21 protein-coding genes and 1 pseudogene are annotated in these 20412 nt (G+C 70.9%); 10 read left to right on the top strand and 12 right to left on the bottom strand.

All coding sequences use genetic code 11. From position 1 onward, the window contains the following. Positions 1–16: 16 nt before the first annotated feature. The 4 genes from SAVERM_RS07170 to SAVERM_RS07155 all read right to left on the bottom strand — a co-directional run bounded on the left by SAVERM_RS07170 (position 17) and on the right by SAVERM_RS07155 (position 3677). On the bottom strand, positions 17–811 hold the full coding sequence (locus tag SAVERM_RS07170) for an ABC transporter ATP-binding protein (RefSeq protein WP_042492815.1): 795 nt from the start codon (positions 809–811) through the stop codon (positions 17–19). Continuing rightward, complete coding sequence (locus SAVERM_RS07165; RefSeq protein ID WP_010982777.1) at positions 808–1581, bottom strand: ABC transporter permease; 774 nt, start codon at positions 1579–1581, stop codon at positions 808–810. Before SAVERM_RS07165 ends, SAVERM_RS07170 begins: the two co-directional genes overlap by 4 nt. Beyond that, positions 1578–2615, bottom strand: coding sequence for an ABC transporter substrate-binding protein (locus SAVERM_RS07160; RefSeq protein ID WP_010982776.1), 1038 nt, complete (start codon positions 2613–2615; stop codon positions 1578–1580). The genes SAVERM_RS07165 and SAVERM_RS07160 overlap by 4 nt, the downstream gene beginning before the upstream one ends. Positions 2616–2741: 126 nt before the next feature. Next, on the bottom strand, positions 2742–3677 hold the full coding sequence (locus tag SAVERM_RS07155) for an ABC transporter substrate-binding protein (protein WP_010982775.1): 936 nt from the start codon (positions 3675–3677) through the stop codon (positions 2742–2744). Between the two features lie 424 nt (positions 3678–4101). On the opposite strand from SAVERM_RS07155, the gene SAVERM_RS07150 reads away from it, so the two are divergent. Together SAVERM_RS07150 and SAVERM_RS44575 are read left to right on the top strand one after the other, a co-directional pair. Then, positions 4102–5019 (top strand): sulfurtransferase, encoded by a 918-nt coding sequence (locus SAVERM_RS07150; RefSeq protein ID WP_037646051.1) that lies wholly within the window; start codon positions 4102–4104, stop codon positions 5017–5019. A gap of 127 nt (positions 5020–5146) precedes the next feature. Beyond that, the gene (locus SAVERM_RS44575; RefSeq protein WP_237528729.1) at positions 5147–5620 is read left to right on the top strand and encodes a hypothetical protein; all 474 of its coding nucleotides are present in this window, start codon (positions 5147–5149) and stop codon (positions 5618–5620) included. Positions 5621–5696: 76 nt separating this feature from the next. On the opposite strand, the gene SAVERM_RS07140 is transcribed toward SAVERM_RS44575, so the two are convergent. Next, on the bottom strand, positions 5697–6866 hold the full coding sequence (locus SAVERM_RS07140; RefSeq protein ID WP_242432192.1) for a PP2C family protein-serine/threonine phosphatase: 1170 nt from the start codon (positions 6864–6866) through the stop codon (positions 5697–5699). Positions 6867–6931: 65 nt separating this feature from the next. Here SAVERM_RS07140 and SAVERM_RS44570 point away from each other — a divergent pair. Continuing rightward, positions 6932–7144 (top strand): annotated as a pseudogene (locus SAVERM_RS44570) (L-2-hydroxyglutarate oxidase); the annotation flags it as partial. A gap of 450 nt (positions 7145–7594) precedes the next feature. After that, positions 7595–8014, top strand: coding sequence for an SseB family protein (locus tag SAVERM_RS07130; protein WP_010982771.1), 420 nt, complete (start codon positions 7595–7597; stop codon positions 8012–8014). 185 nt (positions 8015–8199) lie between these two features. Here SAVERM_RS07130 and SAVERM_RS07125 read toward each other — a convergent pair whose 3' ends face one another. From SAVERM_RS07125 to SAVERM_RS07095, 7 genes are all read right to left on the bottom strand, one after another. Beyond that, the gene (locus tag SAVERM_RS07125) at positions 8200–9369 is read right to left on the bottom strand and encodes an FAD-binding oxidoreductase (RefSeq protein WP_255222040.1); all 1170 of its coding nucleotides are present in this window, start codon (positions 9367–9369) and stop codon (positions 8200–8202) included. Further along, on the bottom strand, positions 9279–9668 hold the full coding sequence (locus SAVERM_RS07120; RefSeq protein WP_010982769.1) for a MarR family winged helix-turn-helix transcriptional regulator: 390 nt from the start codon (positions 9666–9668) through the stop codon (positions 9279–9281). Before SAVERM_RS07120 ends, SAVERM_RS07125 begins: the two co-directional genes overlap by 91 nt. An 83-nt stretch (positions 9669–9751) precedes the next feature. Next, positions 9752–10108 (bottom strand): VOC family protein, encoded by a 357-nt coding sequence (locus tag SAVERM_RS07115; protein WP_010982768.1) that lies wholly within the window; start codon positions 10106–10108, stop codon positions 9752–9754. A gap of 238 nt (positions 10109–10346) precedes the next feature. Then, on the bottom strand, positions 10347–11378 hold the full coding sequence (locus SAVERM_RS07110; RefSeq protein ID WP_010982767.1) for a LacI family DNA-binding transcriptional regulator: 1032 nt from the start codon (positions 11376–11378) through the stop codon (positions 10347–10349). Further along, positions 11375–12280: a carbohydrate ABC transporter permease gene (locus SAVERM_RS07105; protein WP_010982766.1), complete on the bottom strand. Its 906-nt coding sequence runs from the start codon at positions 12278–12280 to the stop codon at positions 11375–11377. The genes SAVERM_RS07110 and SAVERM_RS07105 overlap by 4 nt, the downstream gene beginning before the upstream one ends. Beyond that, positions 12277–13200, bottom strand: a complete 924-nt coding sequence (locus SAVERM_RS07100; RefSeq protein WP_010982765.1) for a carbohydrate ABC transporter permease — start codon at positions 13198–13200, stop codon at positions 12277–12279. Before SAVERM_RS07100 ends, SAVERM_RS07105 begins: the two co-directional genes overlap by 4 nt. Beyond that, positions 13197–14516, bottom strand: a complete 1320-nt coding sequence (locus SAVERM_RS07095) for an ABC transporter substrate-binding protein (protein ID WP_010982764.1) — start codon at positions 14514–14516, stop codon at positions 13197–13199. The genes SAVERM_RS07100 and SAVERM_RS07095 overlap by 4 nt, the downstream gene beginning before the upstream one ends. 185 nt (positions 14517–14701) lie before the next feature. Between SAVERM_RS07095 and SAVERM_RS07090 the strand changes: the two genes are divergently transcribed. The 6 genes from SAVERM_RS07090 to crcB (SAVERM_RS07065) all read left to right on the top strand — a co-directional run bounded on the left by SAVERM_RS07090 (position 14702) and on the right by crcB (SAVERM_RS07065) (position 20393). Further along, positions 14702–16723, top strand: coding sequence for a beta-galactosidase (locus SAVERM_RS07090; protein ID WP_010982763.1), 2022 nt, complete (start codon positions 14702–14704; stop codon positions 16721–16723). A gap of 134 nt (positions 16724–16857) precedes the next feature. After that, positions 16858–18426, top strand: coding sequence for an arabinogalactan endo-1,4-beta-galactosidase (locus tag SAVERM_RS07085; RefSeq protein ID WP_010982762.1), 1569 nt, complete (start codon positions 16858–16860; stop codon positions 18424–18426). A 170-nt stretch (positions 18427–18596) separates the two neighbouring features. Then, positions 18597–18884 carry a hypothetical protein gene (locus tag SAVERM_RS07080; RefSeq protein WP_010982761.1) on the top strand — a complete coding sequence of 96 codons (288 nt, stop codon included), beginning with the start codon at positions 18597–18599 and terminating at the stop codon, positions 18882–18884. A gap of 422 nt (positions 18885–19306) precedes the next feature. After that, positions 19307–19783, top strand: coding sequence for a fluoride efflux transporter CrcB (crcB, locus tag SAVERM_RS07075; RefSeq protein WP_010982760.1), 477 nt, complete (start codon positions 19307–19309; stop codon positions 19781–19783). Continuing rightward, positions 19780–20022 carry a DUF190 domain-containing protein gene (locus tag SAVERM_RS07070; RefSeq protein ID WP_010982759.1) on the top strand — a complete coding sequence of 81 codons (243 nt, stop codon included), beginning with the start codon at positions 19780–19782 and terminating at the stop codon, positions 20020–20022. The genes crcB (SAVERM_RS07075) and SAVERM_RS07070 overlap by 4 nt, the downstream gene beginning before the upstream one ends. Continuing rightward, positions 20019–20393, top strand: a complete 375-nt coding sequence (crcB, locus tag SAVERM_RS07065; RefSeq protein WP_010982758.1) for a fluoride efflux transporter CrcB — start codon at positions 20019–20021, stop codon at positions 20391–20393. Before SAVERM_RS07070 ends, crcB (SAVERM_RS07065) begins: the two co-directional genes overlap by 4 nt. Positions 20394–20412: the final 19 nt, after the last annotated feature.

Below are 20412 nucleotides of genomic sequence, written 5' to 3'. Positions count from 1 at the left end.
TGCGCAAGATGTGAACTCACGTCGCGCTCACCGCTGTTGTCATGGCGGTCGTGACCGCCGCTGTCACCGCGGTCGGGCCGCGCAGAGCGTCCAGGACACGTCTTTCGGTCGCCGCGAACTCCGGTTCGGCGAGGGCGTCCAGGCCGCGCGGACCGGAGCGCGGCACCTCGACGCGCTCGACGACGGTGGCCGGCCGGGGCGAGAGCACATGCACGGTGTCGGCCAGCAGCACGGCCTCGCGGATGTCGTGCGTGACCAGGACGACGGTCCAGCGATAGCGCTGCCACATGTCGGCCAGCCACAGCTGCATCTCGGTGCGGGTGAGTGAGTCGAGCGCGCCGAACGGCTCGTCGAGCAGCAGCACGGGCCGTTCCAGGACGACGGTGCGCAGCAGGGCCGCGCGCTGCCGCATACCGCCGCTGAGCTGGAAGGGGTAGGAGGACTGGAAGCCGTCCAGGCCGAAGGCCTCGAAGAGCTCGCCCGCCCGGCGCCGCGCCTCCTTCTTCCGTACGCCCTGCGCCTCGAGTCCCAGCGCGGTGTTGTCGAGCACGGTGCGCCAGGGGAACAGCAGGTCCTTCTGCGGCATGTACGCGACCTTGCCGGAGGCCACCGACGCCGGGGCGCCGTCGACGAGGATCTCGCCGGAGGTGGGGGTGTCCAGCCCTGAGATCAGGTTGAAGAGGGTGCTCTTACCGCTGCCGCTCGGACCGATGACGGCCGCGAACTCGCCCGGCCGCACGCTGAGTTCGAGCTCGCGCAGCACTTCGAGCGTGCCGAACGCCTTGCCCGCTCCGCGCACTTCGAGACTCATGACGTGCCCTCCTTCACCAGCGCCCGCTCCCACGGCAGCACGAGCCGCTGGAGCAGACAGGTCGCCCCGAACAGGGCGATGCTCAGCAGCGCGGTCACGGTGACCGCCGCGAACACCAGGTCCGTGCGGAACGCGCTCTTCTGCGCCTGCATATAGATCCCGAGGCCCTTCTCCGCGCCCGCGTACTCGGCGAAGACGGCGCCGACGACGGCGTACGTGATGCTCACGCGCAGCCCGGTGAAGAAGTGCGGCAGCGCGCTCGGGACGCGGACCAGACGGAAGGCGCGCAGCCGGCCCGTGCCCAGCGAGCGCAGCAGCCGCATCGCGTCGCGGTCGGTGGCGGCGAAGCCCGCCGCCAGGTTCGCCGCGAGCGGGAAGAACGTCGTCAGCGTCACCACCAGCATCTTCGGCAGCAGTCCGAAGCCGAACCAGATGATCAGCAGCGGCGCGACGGCGACGATCGGGATGGTCTGCGAGGCCACCAGGAGCGGATACAGGCCCCGCCGGGCCACGGCGGAGAAGTCCAGCACCACGGCCACCAGCCAGGCGGCGGCGAAGGAGAGCGCGAAGCCGAGCAGGGTCTCCTGGAGGGTGGGCAGGGTCTGGTCCCACAGATCGGTACGGTTTGACCACCCCTCGGACAGCACGCGACCGGGGCCGGGCAGCACCGTCGGGTCGACACCGGCGGCACTCACGTACCACTGCCAGCCGGTCACGAGCACGACGAGGACGAGGAGCGGCGGCCAGACGGCACGCAGGACCGCCCTCACTTCGTGTCCGGGAGGTACGCGTCGGTGAAGTAGGTGGAGGCGTCGGGGGCCTTGGTGAGCTTCTTGCCGTTCTTGTCCGTCAGCAGCCCGGCCCTGAACTCGAAGTCGGCGAAGTCCTGCCAGCGCTCGGCGGTCTGGGTGCCGATCGTGCCGTCGGCGGCGCGGTAGTACTCCTTGGCGAGCAACGTCTCGCTCTTCTTGACCAGTTCGGTGTTGGTGAGCGTGCTCTTGTTCGCCGCGATGAGGAGGTCGGCGGCCCGGCCGGGATGGCCGGCGGCGTACTCGTACCCCTTGTCGACCACGGCCAGGAACTTCTTGGCGACTTCGGGGTTCTGCTTCAGGTACTGCCCGGAGGAGGCGACGAGCGTCGAGTAGATGGCCGGGAAGCCGTGGTCGGCGAGCTGGAAGTCCTTGAGGGGCTTGCCCGTCAGCTTCGCCTCCAGGCCCTCCCAGGTCGGCATCGGCATCGCGAAGTCCGCCTTGCCCGCGTACAGCGCCGCGTACGCCGAGGTGTTCAGCGTGACCTGCTTGAAGTCGCCCTTGCCGCCGTCCTCCTGGATGACCTTCTGGAGCAGGGCCTTCTCGTACGGGGCGCCGAAGCCGGCGTACGTCTTGCCGTCCAGGTCCTTGGGGGACTTGATGTCGTCACGGTCGGCGCGCACGGAGACCGTGACGTTCGTCTTCTGTGTGACGGCGTACACGGAGGTGATGTCCTGGCCCGCGGAGCGCGCGGTGGTGACGCCCTCCTGGTACGAGATTCCGAAGTCCGCCTTGTGGTTCGCGACGAGCGTCTCGGGTGCGGTCGAGCCGTACGGCACGATCCGCAGGTCGATCCCGGCGTCCTTGAACCACCCCTTCTGCTGGGCGACGTAGATGCCGGTGTGGTTGGTGTTGGGCGTCCAGTCCAGGGCCAGGGTGACCTGGGTGGTGCCGTTCTTCGTCGCGGCGGAGGTGGAGTCCTGGGCTGCGCAGCCGGTCGCGGTGAGGGCGGCGGCGGTGGCCAGGGCGAGCAGGGCGGTCGTACGGGGTCTCATGGGGATCCTCGGAGGGGGTAGGGCGGCGATGAAGGCGTGGCAGTGCTCCTCACGCCCGACACAGCGCGCTGTTGACCCGCATGAGGTCGACGGCCATACGCCTCGTCAGTTCCCGTGCCTGGCAGGTCATGTGCTGACCGCCGGGGCGGTGGTTTCGAGCAGTTCGTTCGTGTAGGACGACGCCCAGTCGCGGGCGTGCGCGATGGCGCCGTGCCGGGCGAGCCAGTCGGCGTACGGGCCCATGCGGGTCTCGTCGATGACGCCCCAGCGTGCGTCGGCGCCGGTCCAGGTCGGGGCGACGAGGGCCAGGGAGCGGGCGATCAGGGGGCGGGAGAAGTACGGAATCACCCGCTCCAACAGCGCTTGCGCGCGGTCCTGTTCGGCGGCCGCGGCGGCGTAGCCGCGGGCGGTGGCGGACAGGAAGGCGCGTATCAGGCCGGGCTCGGTGTCGGCGAAGGCCTCGCTCGTGCCGAGGAGGTAGCTGTGGTAGCGGGGTGCGCCGATCTCGTCGACCGGCCAGGTCAGCCGGTGCTCTTCGGGCAGATCGCCGCGCAGGGCGTCCCAGGACCAGTAGTTGCCGAAGGTGGCGTCGGCCTCGCCGGCCGCTATGTCGTCGACGGTGAGTTCGCGGTAGCCCGAATCGACGGTGATCACCGCGTCCGGGTCGCCGCCGTCGGTCGCGACCAGGTGCCGGACCATGGCGCGGCCGCGGGGCGTCGGGTTGTAGGCGAGGCGGCGCCCGGCGAGGTCGCGAGGGCGCGTGATGCCGGTGGAGCGGGCGGTCTGTACCGCCTCCAGGGCGCGGTGGTTGACGGCGGCGACGGCGAGCAGGGGCTGGGCGTGGGCGGCCCGGCGCGCGAGGAGGCGATTGGGCGGGAAGAGGCCGAGGTCCACCTCGCCGCGGGCCAGGTACTCAAGGGTGTCGCCACGTCCCGGGTCCTGGACGGCGAGTTCCACGTCGAGGCCGGCCTCGCGGTACCAGCCGCGCTCCCGGGCGACGTACAAACCGGCCGAATTCGGCCAAGGGTGGAAGTAGTCGAGCATGACTCGGACGTGCGACATCGAGAGACAACTCCGCGGAGGGCACTCAGGCGCGTGGGCCTGGTGAAGAAGGAAAGGGAGGAAAGAGAGAACGGGAGGAGGGAGGAGTCCGGTCCGGGTCAACAACAGGAGCGGGGCGCCGCGGCGGAGGCCGGGGGACACTGCTGCTCGACTGCCGAAGACATGCGGTACTCCTACGCGGGCACTATGGCTCAAGTGATGCGGTCGGCGTTCCCATGGGGACCGGTCGGCTCGCGCCGACTTGGATCCCAGACGCCCTCTCAGCCCAATCGGGTAGGGGCTCCCGCGTAGATGGCCGAAACCATAACCCCAGGCAACCGATGCTGCGCAAACGGCTTCCAGAATGTGGGACACCCTTGCCCAGTGGGCGAGATATCGCAGTTCAGGGGCGGCCTCTATCCGCCGCCGGGTTAGCATCCCGGCCATGACCGACGCCCTGCTTTCCGGACCGCTCGTCGACGACGCCTGGCTCGCGGCCCACCTCGACGACCCCCGACTGGTCGTCCTCGACGCCACCGCGCTGCTGCCGTCGCCCCGCCACGACGGCGACCACCGGTCCGGCAGCGGCCACGCCCAGTGGGCCGAGCGCCACATCCCGGGCTCCCGCCACGCCGACCTCACGGGTGACCTGTCCGACCACGAGGCGCCGTACCACTTCGCGGTCCCGTCTCCGAGGGCGCTGGCCGACGCTCTCCAGCGGCTCGGTGTGCGCGACGGCTCCGAGGTCGTCGCGTACGACAGCGGCGGCGGCATCTGGGCGGCCCGGCTGTGGTGGATGCTGCGGTCGATCTCCGTACCGGCGGCGGTACTTGACGGAGGGTGGGCCGTCTGGGAGGAGGGCGGGCACCCGGTCGCCCACGGCGACGAGACGGGTGCCGTGCGGGTCTCGCGGCCGCTCACGCCGGTACCTCGTCCCGATGTGTGGACCGGTATCGACGAGGTGGCCGCCATCAGTCGAGGTGAGCGTCCCGGCACACTGGTGTGCGCCCTGCCGCCCGGCGGCTTCGACGGCTCTGCCGCCACGCGCTACAGCCGCCGGGGCCACATTCCCGGCAGCCTCAGCCTCCCGGGACGCGGTCTGCTCGATGCCACCGGGCGACTCCTGCCCCGCTCCGAACTCGCCCGGCGCACCGGCGCAGTTCTCCAGGACGCCGAGTCGCCCGTCGTCCTCTACTGCGGTGGTGGCATCTCGGCCGCCGGCACCGCACTCGCCCTGACGCTGCTCGGCCGTGAGGACATCAGCCTGTACGACGGTTCGCTGGAAGAGTGGTCCGGGGACCTGTCCAGGCCGATCAGGCTGGGTCATCAGCTGGGTGATCAGCGGCTGGGTGATCAGCGGTGATGGGAGTGCGGACGGAGCCGGAGCAGTCCTGACGGCACGCGGGCCGACGCGTGCATCGCCCGGTGCGGACATTGGTCCCTGATATCGGGGCACACGCGATGGCATGCAGGGAAACCAGACATCGGTGATGACCGCCGTGCACGGCCGGTTGCCCGGGTCACGGGCCGGCGCCTCACCGCGGCGGGCCGAGGGCAGGCACCGGCGTTCCGGACGGCGAGGGGGCCGGTGGCATCGCAGGCTGCTCGCCTATCGCGATGTCGAGCTGGTGCAGTGCCCCGCGCCTGACGGCCGGGGTGAGGACTGTCTGCTGCTGGTGCACATCCGCAAGGTGGTCGGCCGGGTGACGTATCAGGCGTGTGACGAGTGCGCCGAGGGCGTGATCACCGATGTGGTCCTCGATGGGCCGTTCCGCGACAGCGGGCTGGGCACGAGGGCGCTGCTGCATCTGCGCTCCCGGCATCCCGGTGTCACCTGGCGCACCACGCTCGACCATCGCCTCACGCGTGGTCTGCTGCGCCGGATGCGCATCCCCAGGACAGTCGTTGACGGAAGTTGTTCCCACGTGCGCGCTGCTGTCGTTGCCCAGGCCGCCGGCGGCTGAGCGGAGACGCGCTCCGCGGCGGAGAGCGGGCTCTTGCACGGGGCCAGTGCGGCGGGTGCGTGGTGCCGACGGCAGGTCAAGAGGATCCACCGTGGTGGATCCGCCGGCGGCCGTCCAGGGTGCGGGCCGGGAGGTGCGGCCGGTGGAGGTGGGAGGCGGTGCGTTCGATGATCAGGAGGGCGGCGTCGTCGGCGGGTTGGCCGCCGATGTGGTGGAGCAGGTCATCGTGGATGTGGCGCAGCAGGGTGTCGGGGCTGGAGGTGGGGAAGGAGGCGACCCGCTCGGCGAGTGGGTAGAAGGCGCCCGTTGGTGAGCGGGCTTCGATGACGCCATCGGTGTAGAGCAGGAGGATGTCGTCGGGTTCGAAGGCGAACGGGTCGGTGCGGTGGCTCGCGGCGGGCAGTTCGCACATGCCCAGCGGGGGTACGGGACGGCGGGGGTACAGGACCGTGACCTGGTGATCGTGCAGCAGCAGGGGTGGGGGATGGCCGCAGTCGATCATCTCGGCCTGTGAGTCGTCGTCGGGGATGTCGAGTACGAGTGCGGTGGTGAAGTGCTCTCCGGGGTCGTGCCTCGTATCGGCCACGTCCTCCAGGTCCCGGCACACGCTCACCTCGAGCGCCGCCGTCAGCTCGGGCAGGGTGGCGTAGCGGTGGGCGCCCTCACGGAACGAGCCCAGCACCACCGATGCCTCGCCGATGGAGGCCAGGCCCTTGCCGCGGACGTCGCCGATGATCACCCGGGTGGAGGGGTGGGCGGCGCGGGCGACCGCGAAGAGGTCGCCCCCGATCTGGGTCTCGTCCTCGGCGGTCATGTACAGCCAGGCGACGCGCAACGGCCCGATCCGGCGGGGCGGCGGCCGCAGCAGAGCCAACTGCGCCGTCTCGGCCACCGATCGCGCCCGGCTCAGCTCCCGATCCCGCCGCTCCCGTACATGGCAGACGAAGACCACCAGTGCGGAGAGCACGGACAGGGCGATGATCTGCGCGATGTGGTTGGCCGTGGCCAGCCCGCCGTGGAACACCGCGATGAACACCTGGGCGGCCACAGCCACCACCCCGACCAGAGCGGTCAGCCGCGGCCCGGCGATGGAGGCGGTGAGTGCGGGTGCGATGACCAGCAACGGACCCAGATGGATGGTCGAAGGGGAGTGGATGTCCACCACGGTGATCACCACGATCAGCGCGAGCGGGATCGCCACCAGCCCCTGGCCCGACGACCGCCCCACGAGGCGGTCCACTGACACACGGCGGGCATCCATATCTCCCATTTTGCGCCTGTCGCTCGGGCGCTTCCTTCCTTCGGGACGCCGGCTCGCTCTCCGCCTCCGCCTACATGAAGGCCGCGCGGCGGTACGTGCCCGACATCGGCGCCAGGGACGTCGTACGGACCAAGAACGGCGTACGGGCCCAGGCGCTGGACCGCGACGGCACCCTCGTGGGCGACTTCCGCATCCACCGCCTCGGCCGGGTCACGACCGTACGCAACGCTCCCTCGCCCGCCGCCACGTCGAGCATGGCGATCGTCTGGAACTCCTCGCGTCGGGGGAGGCGAACCCCCGGCCGGACATCACCGTCGAGTCCACGTTCCCGGCCGTGGCCACCGTGTCCGCCGACCGCGCCCCCGGACCGGTGGCCCTGTCCACGGCGGCCGAGGAGGCGGTCGAGCGCGCCCGCGCCCAGGGCGTCGCCGCCGTCGGACCCTCCGTGCTCGGCCGCGGCCCGGCACCAGGAGCCGGCCGGCTCCGGCGTCCATGTGCCGAAGGCGGTCCCGTCCATCGCGTGCCCGGCCGCGGTCCCCTGACCGACGCCGGGCACGCGGGGTGTGGTGGACGACGTGCTTGCCGACCACCCCCGGTGACCTGACCGCACCCGCAGGCATGCCCCGGCTGGGGACGGGTACGCGACCCGAATCGCAGCCGGGGCGGATCTTGTCGGCCCCGGCGTCCCACCCGCCACTACCTGGGAATACCTCATGGACACACCCTCGAACGACCGCCCGACGCCCGAGACCGCCGCCGCAGCGCAGGAGGCGCTGACCGCACTCTCCGTCCACACGATGGACACGGAGGCGCTGGACACGCTGGCCGACAGCGAGGTGCTGGTGCCCGTCCCCGACGACGCCGCCGAGCCGGACGCCTCCGACCCCTCGATCGTGGCCCTGCCCGTCCTGGAGGAGTCGGGCGGCGAACAGACCGTGCCCGTGTTCACCTCGGAGCCGGCCATGGCCGAACTGCTGCCGTTCGTCTCGCGCTACCGGGTGGTGCCGCTCGGCGCGCTCGCCTCGCAGTGGCCGTCCGCCGGTCTCTCGCTCGCCATCGACGCCGGCTCACCGCACGGACTGACGCTCGACTCCGACGGCGTACGCACCCTGCTGGCCCGGCCCTCCGCGTGAAGTCATCCGGCGCCCGGGCCCGTGGGAAGCGGGCCCGGCCACGGTGAACGGGCAGCGGCCGGGCCCCGGGGGGCACCGGCGGTCAGCTCACAGGCTGCGGCGGAACTGCGGTGGCGACTCCCCGAGCCGGGCCCGTCAGCGCTGTGCGAAGCGGCCGAGGTGAGTGCGTCCCGGCCGGCCCTGCCTCAAAGGCACTTTCCGGGGTTAAGGACCCCCCTGGGGTCGAACGCCCGTTTGATCCTCCGTTGCAACGCGTGGGCCGCGGGCCCCAGTTCGTCCGCCACCCACTGCCGCTTCAGGACGCCCACGCCGTGCTCACCCGTCAGCGTGCCGCCCAGCCGCAGGGCCAGTGCGAAGATCTCGCCCGCCGCCTCCCAGGCCGCGTCGGGGAGCCCCGGCAGGGACCGGTCCACCACGATGATCGGGTGCAGGTTCCCGTCCGCCGCGTGCGCGATGGTGAAGACGGGCACGTCATGGCGTGCGGAGATGGCGCGGATCTCGCGAACGGCCTCCGCGAGCCGGGAGCGGGGCACCGCGATGTCCTCGATGAGCGGGCGTCCGAGCCGTTCGAGAGCGGGCAGGGCGAGCCGTCGGGCGGCGAGCAGGGACTCGGCCTCGACAGGGTCCGTGGTCGTCTCGACGGCCGTGGCGGACGGCGCGAGCACCCGGGCGACCACTTCCGCCTCGGCGGCCGCGCCCGCGCCGTCGCACTGCACGAGCAGCAGCGCCGCGCCGCGCTCCCGCAGCGCCGGGTCGATGGCGTGCAGGACCGGACCGTCGACCAGTTCCGCGAGCGCGGGCTCGATACCGGCCCGGCCGATCGCGTACGAGGCCTCGGCGGCCGCCTCGAAGGAGTCGAAGAAGGCGGCGAGCGTGGCCGTCGCCACCGGCACGGGCCGCAGCCGTACAGTCGCCGACGTGATCACCGCCAGGGTGCCCTCGGAGCCGGTGAGCAGGGCGGTGAGGTCGTAGCCGGTCACGCCCTTGACCGTACGGCGGCCCGTGCCCACGACCGTGCCGTCCGCGAGCACCGCCTCCAGACCCAGCACGCTGTCCCGGGTCACGCCGTACTTCGCGCAGCGCAGACCGCCCGCGTTGGTCGCGATGTTCCCGCCGATCGTCGACAGGGCCGCGCTCGCCGGATCGGGCGCGTACCGCAGCCCGTGCGCACCGGCCGCACGGTCCAGAACGGCGGTGATCACACCGGGTTCCACGACGGCGAGCTGGTCGTCCGTACGGGGCAGGGCCTGACCGCCGGACGGTCCTAGGCGTTCAACACGCGGGCCAGGGCGGCCCGTTGCAGCGGCAGTGCCTCGGCGTGCAGGTCGCGTCCCTTGCGGGTGAGGGCGACCCACACTCCGCGCCGGTCCTCCTCGCAGACGGAGCGCTCCACCAGACCGTCCTTCGCCAGCCGGCCGATCAGGCGGGACAGGGCGCTCTGGCTCAGATGGACCCGGCCGGCGATGTTCTGCACACGGCACTGGTCGCCGGCCTCGGCCGACTCCGTCGCGAGGATGTCGAGTACCTCGAAGTCGCTGGCGCCGAGGCCGTACGGGTGGAGCGCACGGTCGATCTCGCACATCGTGCGGGCGTGCACCGACAGGATGTCCCGCCACTGCTCCTCGAGCCGGGCACCGGTCGTTTTCGCTGCCATGGCTGCAAGGTAACAGAAAACCGGCCATTCATTGACCATGCAACTAGTGCAGCTGCAACCACCCGACCGGGGCCGGCCAGGGATCACTGGTGTGCGGCCGGCTCCTGGATGAGCCCGATGAGGTTCCCGTCCGCGTCCTTCACGAAGGCGATCAGCCGGCCGCCGCCGACGTCCTGGACGTCCTGAAGGGGCTCGGCCCCGGCGTTCAGGAGGGCCGACAGGCGGGACCTGATGTCGGTCACGTGCCAGTAGGGCACCGGGCCGGTCATCCCCTTGGCGTGTCCGTTGGGGTCGAGCCCGACGTCCTGCCCCGCGTCCTTGAAGCCCACGTAATACGGTTCGTCCGCGTAGGGCTCCACGCCCAGCAGCGCGCCGAACAGCGCCTTCGCCCGAGCGAGATCCTTGACGGGGTAGATGATGGTCTTGAGGCCGGCGGTCATGACGTACTCCTCCGTGGTGCGGTGGGCGCCGGCGATCGGGCCGGCGCTTTCACGCTAGGCGGAGGAAGCCCGGTCCGGCTTCTTCAATCCTGACCGTCTGCGGTGCACGGCGTGCGGACGGCGCCGGCGACACGGGAGGGCACGGGCCGCGGCCTCCTCGCGGAGCAGGCCGTGCGCGCCGCGGGGCTCTGAGCCCGCGGGGACCCGACCCCCGCCGCCCGCTCCCTCCCCGCACTCCTCAAGTCGACTCCCGCCTGACCAGCTCCGTGGGCAGGATCACCGCCGCCGGGTCCTCGCCGCCGATCTGGGCCAGCAGCACGCGTACCATCTCGTTGCTGATCCGGTCCCAGGGCTGGCGGATGGTGGTGAGCGACGGAGTGGACGCGGTGGCGGCGGGGGAGTCGTCGAAGCCGCCCACGGCCACGTCCTCGGGGACCCGGCGCCCGGCCTGTCGGAGCACCGTCAGCACACCCTGCGCCATCAGGTCGGACGCCACGAAGACCGCGTCGATCTCCGGCGCCCGCTCCAGCAGCCGCTCGGCGCCGGCCGCACCGCTCGCCCGGCTGTAGTCGCCGGGGACGACGAGCCGCTCGTCGTACTCGAGGCCCGCCTCGGCGAGCACCTCCCGGTAGCCCGCGAGCCGCTCCACACCGCCCGGAGTGTCGAGCGGTCCGGTGACCACGCCGACGCGGCGGCGGCCCAGCGACAGCAGATGGCGCACCATGTCACGGGCGCCGTCCCGGTCGTCCGCCGCGACGTAACTCACCTTGGAGCCCAGCCCGATCGGCTTGCCGCAGGCGACCAGCGGTACGCCCGCCTCCCGCAGCTCCTCCGCGACCGGATCGCCCGAGTGGCTGGAGACCAGCAGCACCCCGTCGACATGGCCCGCCGTGATGTACCGCGTTATGCGCCGCCGTTCGTCCTTGGTGCCGGCGAGCATGAGCAGCAGAGGGATGTCGTGCGAGGCCAGCGCCTGCGTACAGCCGCGCAGCAGCACATTGAAGTTGGGGTCCTCGAAGAACCGCTCCTGAGGCTCGGTCAGCAGGAAGCCGATCGAGTCGGACCGCCCGGTGATCAGGGAGCGGGCGTGCCGGTTCACGACGTAGCCCGTCCTGCGGATGGCGGCGTTGACCGCCTCTTGCGCCGCCGGGCTGACGTAGTGCCCGCCGTTGAGTACCCGGGACACCGTGCCGCGCGAGACACCGGCCTCGCGCGCCACGTCATGGATCGTCGGCGGCCTGCGCCTGCCGCCCGTCGCGTGCATGGTCATGACTTTACGGCCCCGGACAGCAGATCCAGACTCCAGAACCGCTGGATGACCAGGAACAGGGCGATCAGCGGGAGGACCGCCAGCGTGGCCCCAGTGATCACCAGCGTGTACAACGCCGGGGTGTTGGCGCCCTGCTCGAGGAGCGTGAACAGACCGAGCGTGATGGGGAACTTCTCGTCGTCGCTGAGCATGATGTACGGCAGCAGGAAGTTGTTCCAGACGGCGACGAACTGGAACAGGAACACCGTCACCAGGCCGGGCACCATCATCGGCAGCGCGATCCGGATGAAGATCCGCCACTCGCTCGCCCCGTCCATCCGCCCGGCCTCGACGACGTCACCGGGCACCGCGGCACTCGCGTAGATCCGGGCGAGGTACACGCCGTACGGGGACAGGATCAGCGGCAGCAGCACGGACGCGTACGAATCCGTGAGGTCCGCCTTGGCCAGCAGCAGGTACTGCGGGATCGCGAGGATGACCGGCGGCATCAGTACGCCCGCCATCAGGACGTTGAAGACGGTCTCGCGGCCGCGGAAGCGGTAGACCGCGAGCGCGTAGCCGCTGAGCGCCGACACGGCCGTCGACAGGAGGGCGCCGAGGCCCGCGTAGAGGGCCGAGTTGCCCATCCACGTCCAGTAGAGGCCGTCGCGGTAGGCGTTGAGGTCCTTGAGGTTCTGGGTGAAGCCGGTGCCCGGCAGGAAGGTGAAGGTGGAGAACAGCTCACGGCCCGACTTGGTGGCCGCGATCACCACCCAGGCGACCGGCAGCAGGCAGTACAGGGCGCCGAGCAGCAGCGTCAGCGTCGGGACCAGGGCGATCCGGCGGCGCAGCGGCGGACCCTGGGCGGTGCCGGGCGTCGTACCGGCGGCCGGTGCGGACTTGCGCAGCGCAAGAGAACTCATCGTGCTTCCTCCTGCTTGTTGCCGGAGTTCGCGGCCCGCAGGAAGCCGAAGGACAGAACGAGCGTGACGACGGCGATGATCGCGGCCTCTGCGGCGGCCGCGTAGATGTCGCCCTTGCCGAAGGCGTCCTGGTACACCTTCATCAGCGGACTCCAGGTCGTGGAAACGGAGTTGGTGAGCGGTTTGAGGGTGGTCGGCTCGCTGAACACCTGGAGCGTCGCGATGATCGAGAAGAAGAAGGTGAGCACCAGCGACGGAGCCACCATCGGGATCTTGATCTTCAGCGCGATCTGGAGCGGGGTGGCGCCGTCCAGCTTCGCCGCCTCGTACACCTCCACCGGGATGGCCTGGAGCGAGGTGTAGATGACGATCATGTTGAAGCCGGTGCCGCCCCACACCGCGATGTTCGACAGGGCGAGATACAGCGGGCCGCCGTCCAGCAGGTCGGGCTGCGGCAGGCCGAGCCCGTTCAGCACGTAGTAGAACGGGCTGACGTCCGGCAGGTACAGGAAGCCCCAGAGCAGCGCCGCCACGACGCCGGGAATGGCGTACGGCAGGAAGATCGCGAGCCGGGTGAAGGGGGCCAGCCGGACCCGGTCGGTGTCGAGCATCAGCGCGAACACCAGGGCGAGGCCGAGCATCACCGGGACGACGATGGCACCGTAGCCGACCACGCGCAGCGCGCCGTGGAGCAGCGCGGAGTCGGTGAGGGCGTCGGTGTAGTTCTCCAGGCCCGCCCAGACCTCTTTCCGGGCGCCCGCTCCCAGGCCGAGGCCAAAGACGCGCACCTTGTGGAGACTGAGCCAGACCGCGTACCCGATGGGCAGTGCGAAGAACAGCGCGAAGAGGGTCGCCGCGGGGAGGAGGAAGGCGTACGGGGCCCCCTTGACCCCGTACGACGTCCGGCGCGCACTGGTCACTCGGAGACCTCGAAGCCCTGCTTCTTCAGGTCGGCGACCGTGTCGTCCTGCATCTTGGCCAGGGCGGCACCGAAGTCCGACTTGTTCTTGGCGGCGGCGGCGAAGGCGTCCTTGAAGGTCGTGTACGCGACGTTCACGTTCGGGCCCCAGGCGGACGGCGCGGTCGTCTTGGCGATCTTCGCGGCCTGCGGGTAGAAGTCCGGCTGGTTGGAGAAGAAGGCCGGCGGTTCCTGGAACGCGTCACTGGTCTGCGCCGTGGTGGCGGCCGGGTAGATGCCGCTCTCCTTCGCGAGGGCGGTCAGCGCCTTGGGATCCGTGTTCAGCCAGGTCGCGAACTTCGCGGCGGCCGCCTGGTGCTTCGAGTCCGTGGTGACGGCGGTCGACGAACCGCCCCAGCTGCCGGTGACGCTGTCGCTGTCGCCCCACTGGGGCAGTGGGGCCATCTTCCACTTGCCCTTGGTGTCGGGCGCGCCGCTGGTCAGCGTGCCCGGCGCCCACACCGCGCTCACCCAGGCGATCTGCTTGCCGGTGTTGAGCGCCTTGTTCCAGGCCGGGGTGTACATCGGCTGGTTGTCGATCGCCCCCTCCTTGACGAGCCCGCCCCAGAAGTCGGCGACCTTCTGCGACGCCGCGTCGTTGATGCCGACCTTCCACTTCTGGCCCGAGGTGGTCCACCACTTGGCGCCGGCCTGCTGCGCGAGACCCGCGAAGAGGCCGGAGTCGTTGGAGGAGAAGGTGGTGAGGTCCTTGTCCGGGGCCTTGTGCTTCAGCGCGCGGGCGGTCTTCGCGAACTGCTCCCAGGTCGTCGGCACCGTCAGGCCGTACTTCTTGAAGAGGTCCTCGCGGTAGTAGAACATCATCGGCCCGATGTCCTGCGGTATCGCGTAGACCGCGTCCGAGCCGAGCGTGGTCTGCTGCCAGACGCCCTCGGCGAACTTGCCCTTCGCGTCGCCCGCGTTCTTCGAGATGTCGGCGAGGGCGTCATTGCTGACCAGGGTCGGCAGCGCCTGGTACTCGGCCTGCACCAGGTCGGGCGCCTTCTTGGCCTTGTGCGCGGTGAGGATCTTGGTGACCAGGGTGTCGCCGGACGCCTGCTTCTTCACCGTGACGGTGATCTGCTGCTTCTTGCCCGGGCCCTTGTTCCACAGGTCCACGACCTTGTCCATGCCCGGCGTCCAGGTCCAGTACGTCAGCGAGGCGGGCCCCGACCGGGCGTCGCTGTCGTCGTCGGACGAGCCGCAGGCGGCGAGCGTGGTGGCGCCGAGCGCGACGGCGAGGGCGGTGGCCACGAGGCGGCAGTGCTTCGTGTTTGGCATGGATCTTTCTCCCCTGACCTGGGTCTCCGCCTGCTGCGGAGGACCTGCCATGCTTCTGTGAGCGTTCACAGTAGAGAAACATCCAGGACACTTGTCAATGGTTGTTGCTGTGCGGTTATGTTGGGCTCGTGCCGCTGTCGATGTGTGTGCACGTTCCCAAATGATCGATTAACCGGGAGAAATCCATGCCGGAGACCACCCCCAAGGGCCTCACCAGGCTCGCCTTCGGTGGGGACTACAACCCCGAGCAGTGGCCGGAAACCGTATGGCAGGAGGACGTCCGGCTGATGCGAGAGGCCGGCGTCACCATGGTGAGCGTCGGCATCTTCTCCTGGGCACTGCTCGAACCCTCGCCGGGCGCCTACGACTTCGGCTGGCTCGACCGCCTGCTCGACCTGCTGCACGAGAACGGCATCCGCGCGGACCTCGGCACGCCTACGGTGGCACCGCCCGCCTGGTTCTACCGCGCCCACCCCGAAGCGCTGCCGGTGACCGCCGACGGCACCCGCTACGAGTTCGGCTCCCGCGGCGCCATCTGCCACAGCAACGCGGACTACCGGGCCGCCGCCGCGAACATCACCACCCGGCTCGCCACCCGCTACGCCGAGCACCCCGCCCTCGCGCTGTGGCACGTCCACAACGAGTACGGCGTCCCCGTCTCGGCCTGCTACTGCGAGAGCTGCGCCGCCCATTTCCGCCGCTGGCTCACGGACACCTACGGAACGATCGACGCCCTCAACGAGGCATGGGGCACCGCCTTCTGGGGCCAGCGCTACGCCGGCTTCGACCAGATCAACCCGCCGCGCCTGACGCCCACGGTCGGCAATCCGGGCCAGGCGCTCGACCACAAGCGGTTCGCCGACGCCACCATGCGCGAGAACTTCGTCGCCGAGCGGGACATCCTGCACCGCCTCGCGCCCGGCATCCCGGTGACCACCAACTTCATGACCGCCCTGAGCCAGTGCGACTCCGTGGACTACTGGGCCTGGGGCCGCGAGGTCGACCTCGTCACCAACGACCACTACCTGATCACCGACGGCCGCCGCACCCACGTCAACCTCGCGATGGCCGCCGACCTCACGCGTTCCGTGGCGAGCGGCGCCCCCTGGCTGCTGCTCGAACACTCCACCTCGGGCGTCAACTGGCAGCCCCACAACCCCGCCAAGGCTCCCGGCCAGATGGCCCGCAACTCCCTCGCCCATGTGGCACGCGGCTCCGAGGGCGCGATGTTCTTCCAGTGGCGGCAGTCCCGGCGCGGCGCGGAGAAGTTCCACTCGTCGATGCTGCCGCACGGCGGCACGGACACACGGGTGTGGCGCGAGGTGGTCGAACTCGGCTCCTCCGTCGACTCGTTGCGTTCGATCCGCGGGACCCGGACCCGCGCCGACGTGGCCGTCCTGTGGGACTGGCAGTCCTGGTGGGCGCAGAACCTCCAGTGGCGCCCCAGCGAGGACCACGATCCGCGCGAGCGTGCCGACGCGTTCTACGAGGCGCTCTACGACCGCCACCTGACCGTCGACTTCGCGCACCCGGAAGCCGACCTGTCGGCCTACCCGCTGGTCGTCGTGCCCGCGCTCTACCTGATGACCGAGGCCGCCGGGAACAACCTCGAGGAGTACGTCGAGAACGGCGGCACCCTTGTCGTCTCCTACTTCTCCGGCATCGTCGACGAGCACGACGCCGTGCACGACGGCCCCTACCCGGGCGCCCTGCGTGACGTACTCGGCCTGACCGTCGAGGAGTTCTCGCCGCTCCTGAAGGACGACCGGATCCGCGTCACCGGCCCCGACGGCTCCGAGCTCACGGGCGACGTGTGGAGCGAGTTCGTGGTGCCCCGCGGCGCCGAGACCGTCTGGACGTACGCCGACGGGCTCACCGCGGGCCACCCCGCGGTCACCCGGCACCGGTTCGGCGAGGGCTCCGCCTGGTACGTCTCCACCCGGCTGACCGCCCAGGGCCTCGACGCCCTTCTGGGCCGGGCCGCCGACGACGCCCGGATCGCGCCGCGCGCCGATCTGCCCCGCGATGTCGAAGTGGTGTGCCGCACGGGCGAGTCCGGCACCTTCCTGTTCGCCGTCAACCACACCGCGCTCGACACCAAGGTGCCGCTCGACGCCCACGGCACCGAGCTGCTCACGGGTGAGCGCGCCGCCGGACAGGTGTCCGTGCCCGCGGGCGCCGTCAGGGTCGTACGACTCGACGGCTGACCCCCCAAGACCCCGGCCGGACTCCTGGGGGGACCTCCGGCCGGTCCCGGCGGCGCCGTGTCCGGAGCGGTTCGGGCACGGCGCCGTCACAGCTCCGCTCCTTCAGGTCCCCCGCCTTCGTCGAAGGGACGACGATGTTCCACGCGAGACGCGCCCTACGGGCCCTGCTGATACCGCTCTTCGCAGGTCTGGCGCTCACCACCCTGCCCGCCACCTCGGCACGGGCCGCCGCCACGCTCACCAATCCCGGCTTCGAGTCGGACGGCACCGGCACCGCGACGCCGGCCGGCTGGTCGACGTACTCGGCGGCCGGCCAGAACGCCGCCTCCTTCACCGAGTCCGGTGGGCGCAGCGGCAGTTACCGCCTCACGCACTGGTCGGCCTCGGCCTACAAGGTCGAGACGTACCAGTACCTGTCCGGGCTGGCCAACGGGAACTACACGCTCACCGCCTGGGTCCGCTCGGGCGGCGGCCAGAACTCCGCCTATCTGGCGCTGAAGAACTGCGGAGGCACCGAGCAGCGCACGGACCTGCCGGTGTCCGCCGGCGGCTGGATCCGGATCGTGACCCCCGTCGCGGTGACCGGCAACCAGTGCACGATCAGCGTCAACTCCGACGCCAACGCGGGCAACTGGCTCAACGTCGACGACCTGACCTTCACCTCCGGCACGACCGGACTCGGCATCAAGGGCTCCGACATCTCGTCGCTGGCCAAGAGCGAGGCGTTCGGCGGTGTCTACAAGACCGGCTCCGGCACGACCGGCGACGCCCTCACCATCCTCAAGTCCGCCGGTATGAACTACGCCCGCCTCAAGGTGTGGGTGAACCCGGCCGACGGCTACAACAACAAGACGCGCGTCCTCGCCATGGCCAAGCGCGTCAAGGCGCAGGGCATGAAGCTGCTCGTCGACTTCCACTACTCGGACACCTGGGCCGACCCGGGCGCGCAGAGCAAGCCGGCCGCCTGGGCCGGGCACTCGTACAGCCAGCTCAAGACGGACGTCTACAACCACACGTACGACGTCCTGAGCGCCCTCAAGTCGCAGGGCACCACGGCCGACATGGTGCAGATCGGCAACGAGATCAACGGCGGCATGCTGTGGTCCGAGGGCTCCACGGACAACTGGCCGCAGCTCGCCGGCCTGCTCAACTCCGGCTACAGCGCGACCAAGGCGGTCTCCTCGTCCACGGTCGTGGCGCTGCACCTCGCCAAGGGCGGCGACCTCGCGGGAACCCGCGCGTGGTTCGACAAGGCGGTGGCGGGCGGCGTGAACTTCGACGCCATCGGTCTGTCGTACTACGGTTACTGGCACGGTTCGCTGTACGACTTCCAGACCACGTTGGACGACGCGGCGTCCCGGTACGGCAAGCCGGTCTTCCTCGCCGAGACGGCCTACCCCTTCCGTCTCGACAGCGACGACTCGCTCACCAACCAGATCGACACCACCGGTGAGCTGGTGTCCGGTTACGCCGCCACCACGGCCGGGCAGTCCGCCTGGCTGCGCGACGTGATGAACATCGTGGAGGCCGTGCCCAACGGCCGTGGCCTCGGCGTCTTCTACTGGGAGGCCACCTGGACGGCGGTCACCGGCAACGGCTGGGACCCGGCCGACGCGGCCTCCGGCAACGGCTGGGAGAACCAGGCCCTGTTCGGCTACGACGACAAGGCGCTGCCGGCGATGACGTTGTTCAGCCACCGCTGAGTCCGCGGTGACGGGGCCCGGCCGCCGGAGGGCGGCCGGGCCCTCGCTGTTTGCGCCGGGCGACCGAACGGCCTTGGACAAGGGTCGCGGAGTCCCGGACGCGGCGGCCGGGTCTGCGGGACATTGACAGAGGACCACGAGGCGCGTGGAGGCTCGGACGGAGGGTCGAGATGCTGAAGCTACCCATCAGCGAGAAACGCCTGGAGATCCTGGAGTGGCTGAAGGACCCGGCCGCACACTTTCCGCCGGACCGGCACGGCGACCTCGTCGAGGACGGCGTCACCGCGGCGGCCGTCGCGGTGAAGCTCGGCGTCCGCAGAGCGGTCGCCGACACCCATCTCGGCCTCCTCGCCGGCATCGGTCTCCTGCGCACGAAGAGGATCCGCCGACGCACGTACTACCGCCGCGACGAAGTCCGCATCGCCGAGGTCGGACGCATGTTCGAGAAGGGCTGGTGATCGCGCGACGCCGGTACCGCTCCCGCTGCCGCGGAAGCACGGCATACCCGGGCCGGTGAACCCCCGAGCCCGGTCTCGGGCGGTGTTGTGTGGGCCCGGCCCTCGGGTGATGAATCGGCGAGCCCGGCCCCGCGTCGCGAACCGGTCAGCCGGGCCCCTGGGGAGCGCGGGGTCGCCGTGTGCGGCCTGCCCGCAGGAGCCGGCTGACCCGGGTGCGGGGCCACTGCCGTCGGCGCTAACCTGTTCATCGGCCGCGATTCTTGCCTCGCGGCACGGCGGTGGGGCCCGCCGTACCCGAACCGCGGCACCGCGGCCGCCAACGGTCCCTACTTGCGACAGGGGCACCTCCCCGCTCGAGCGAAGCCCAGAGCTCGGGGGAGTGCCCGGGAGCCCGCGCCCCGGCGAGTAGGAGACGTACGTACATGACAGTCCCGCACCCCGAAAGCGTCGGCGAACCCGGCATCGCCGTACGCGCCCCCGCCCGACGGCGCTCCGCCTGGCACGGCCAGGCCCCCGTCGTGGCGGTCGTCGCGCTCGGCGGCGGCATCGGCGGCACCGCCCGGTACGCGGCCGCGCTGCTGTGGCCCACGCAGTCGGGCGGATTCCCCTGGACCACCTTCTGGGTCAACGTCGTCGGCTGCGCCGTGATCGGCGTCTTCATGGTCGTGATCACCGATGTGTGGCCGGCCCACCGACTGGTACGGCCCTTCTTCGGCACCGGGGTGCTCGGCGGCTTCACCACCTTCTCGACGTACGCCGTCGACATCCAGAAGCTGGTCGACGCGGGCCATCCACGCACCGCGCTGGCCTACCTCGCCGCGACCCTGCTCGCGGCCCTCGCGGCGGTCCGGCTCGCGGCGACGGCGGCCCGCCGCGTCCTCGTACGGAGGCGGCGATGACAAGGCTCACAGGCGGCGCGCTCCGCGTGACGGTCCTCATCGGCGAGAGCGACACCTGGCACCACAAGCCGCTCTACACGGAGATCGTGCACCGCGCCCACGCGGCCGGACTGGCGGGAGCGAGCGTCTTCCGGGGAATCGAGGGCTTCGGCGGCTCCGCGCTGATCCTCGACGACTGCGAGGTCATCCGGTACGCGGCCCGCGAGAACCCGGGCCGGAAAGGTGAGAAGTCGTTGTGAATTGGCTGCTGGTGATCGCCGGTGCCATGGTCGGCGCGCCCCTGCGGTACGTGACCGACCGGATGGTGCAGCTCAGGCATGACGCCGTCTTCCCCTGGGGTACCTTCGCCATCAACGTCACGGGCTGTCTCGTCCTCGGCCTCCTGACCGGCGCGGCCTCGGCGGGCGTCGCCTCCCCGCACCTGGAGCTCCTCCTCGGCACGGGTCTGTGCGGGGCGCTGACGACATACTCGACGTTCTCGTACGAGACACTACGGCTCACCGAGACCGGCGCGGGGTTCTACGCTGCCGCCAACGCGATCGCGAGTGTGGCGGCGGGGCTCGGCGCGGCATTCGCCGGGGTCTGGTTCGCCCAGGCTCTGTGGGCGTAGCGGCCGGAGTGCACCCGCG

This window comes from Streptomyces avermitilis MA-4680 = NBRC 14893 (assembly GCF_000009765.2).
In the GTDB taxonomy this organism is placed as follows: Bacteria; Actinomycetota; Actinomycetes; order Streptomycetales; family Streptomycetaceae; genus Streptomyces; species Streptomyces avermitilis.
This window is presented reverse-complemented; position numbering and strand designations above follow the sequence as displayed.

Coding starts and splice junctions, on each gene's coding strand:
- SAVERM_RS07170 (WP_042492815.1), bottom strand. CDS start 811: ATGAGTCTCGAAGTGCGCGGAGCGGGCAAGGCGTTCGGCACGCTCGAA.
- SAVERM_RS07160 (WP_010982776.1), bottom strand. CDS start 2,615: ATGAGACCCCGTACGACCGCCCTGCTCGCCCTGGCCACCGCCGCCGCC.
- SAVERM_RS07155 (WP_010982775.1), bottom strand. CDS start 3,677: ATGTCGCACGTCCGAGTCATGCTCGACTACTTCCACCCTTGGCCGAAT.
- SAVERM_RS07150 (WP_037646051.1), top strand. CDS start 4,102: ATGACCGACGCCCTGCTTTCCGGACCGCTCGTCGACGACGCCTGGCTC.
- SAVERM_RS44575 (WP_237528729.1), top strand. CDS start 5,147: ATGACCGCCGTGCACGGCCGGTTGCCCGGGTCACGGGCCGGCGCCTCA.
- SAVERM_RS07130 (WP_010982771.1), top strand. CDS start 7,595: ATGGACACACCCTCGAACGACCGCCCGACGCCCGAGACCGCCGCCGCA.
- SAVERM_RS07120 (WP_010982769.1), bottom strand. CDS start 9,668: ATGGCAGCGAAAACGACCGGTGCCCGGCTCGAGGAGCAGTGGCGGGAC.
- SAVERM_RS07115 (WP_010982768.1), bottom strand. CDS start 10,108: ATGACCGCCGGCCTCAAGACCATCATCTACCCCGTCAAGGATCTCGCT.
- SAVERM_RS07110 (WP_010982767.1), bottom strand. CDS start 11,378: ATGACCATGCACGCGACGGGCGGCAGGCGCAGGCCGCCGACGATCCAT.
- SAVERM_RS07105 (WP_010982766.1), bottom strand. CDS start 12,280: ATGAGTTCTCTTGCGCTGCGCAAGTCCGCACCGGCCGCCGGTACGACG.
- SAVERM_RS07095 (WP_010982764.1), bottom strand. CDS start 14,516: ATGCCAAACACGAAGCACTGCCGCCTCGTGGCCACCGCCCTCGCCGTC.
- SAVERM_RS07090 (WP_010982763.1), top strand. CDS start 14,702: ATGCCGGAGACCACCCCCAAGGGCCTCACCAGGCTCGCCTTCGGTGGG.
- SAVERM_RS07085 (WP_010982762.1), top strand. CDS start 16,858: ATGTTCCACGCGAGACGCGCCCTACGGGCCCTGCTGATACCGCTCTTC.
- SAVERM_RS07080 (WP_010982761.1), top strand. CDS start 18,597: ATGCTGAAGCTACCCATCAGCGAGAAACGCCTGGAGATCCTGGAGTGG.
- crcB (WP_010982760.1), top strand. CDS start 19,307: ATGACAGTCCCGCACCCCGAAAGCGTCGGCGAACCCGGCATCGCCGTA.
- SAVERM_RS07070 (WP_010982759.1), top strand. CDS start 19,780: ATGACAAGGCTCACAGGCGGCGCGCTCCGCGTGACGGTCCTCATCGGC.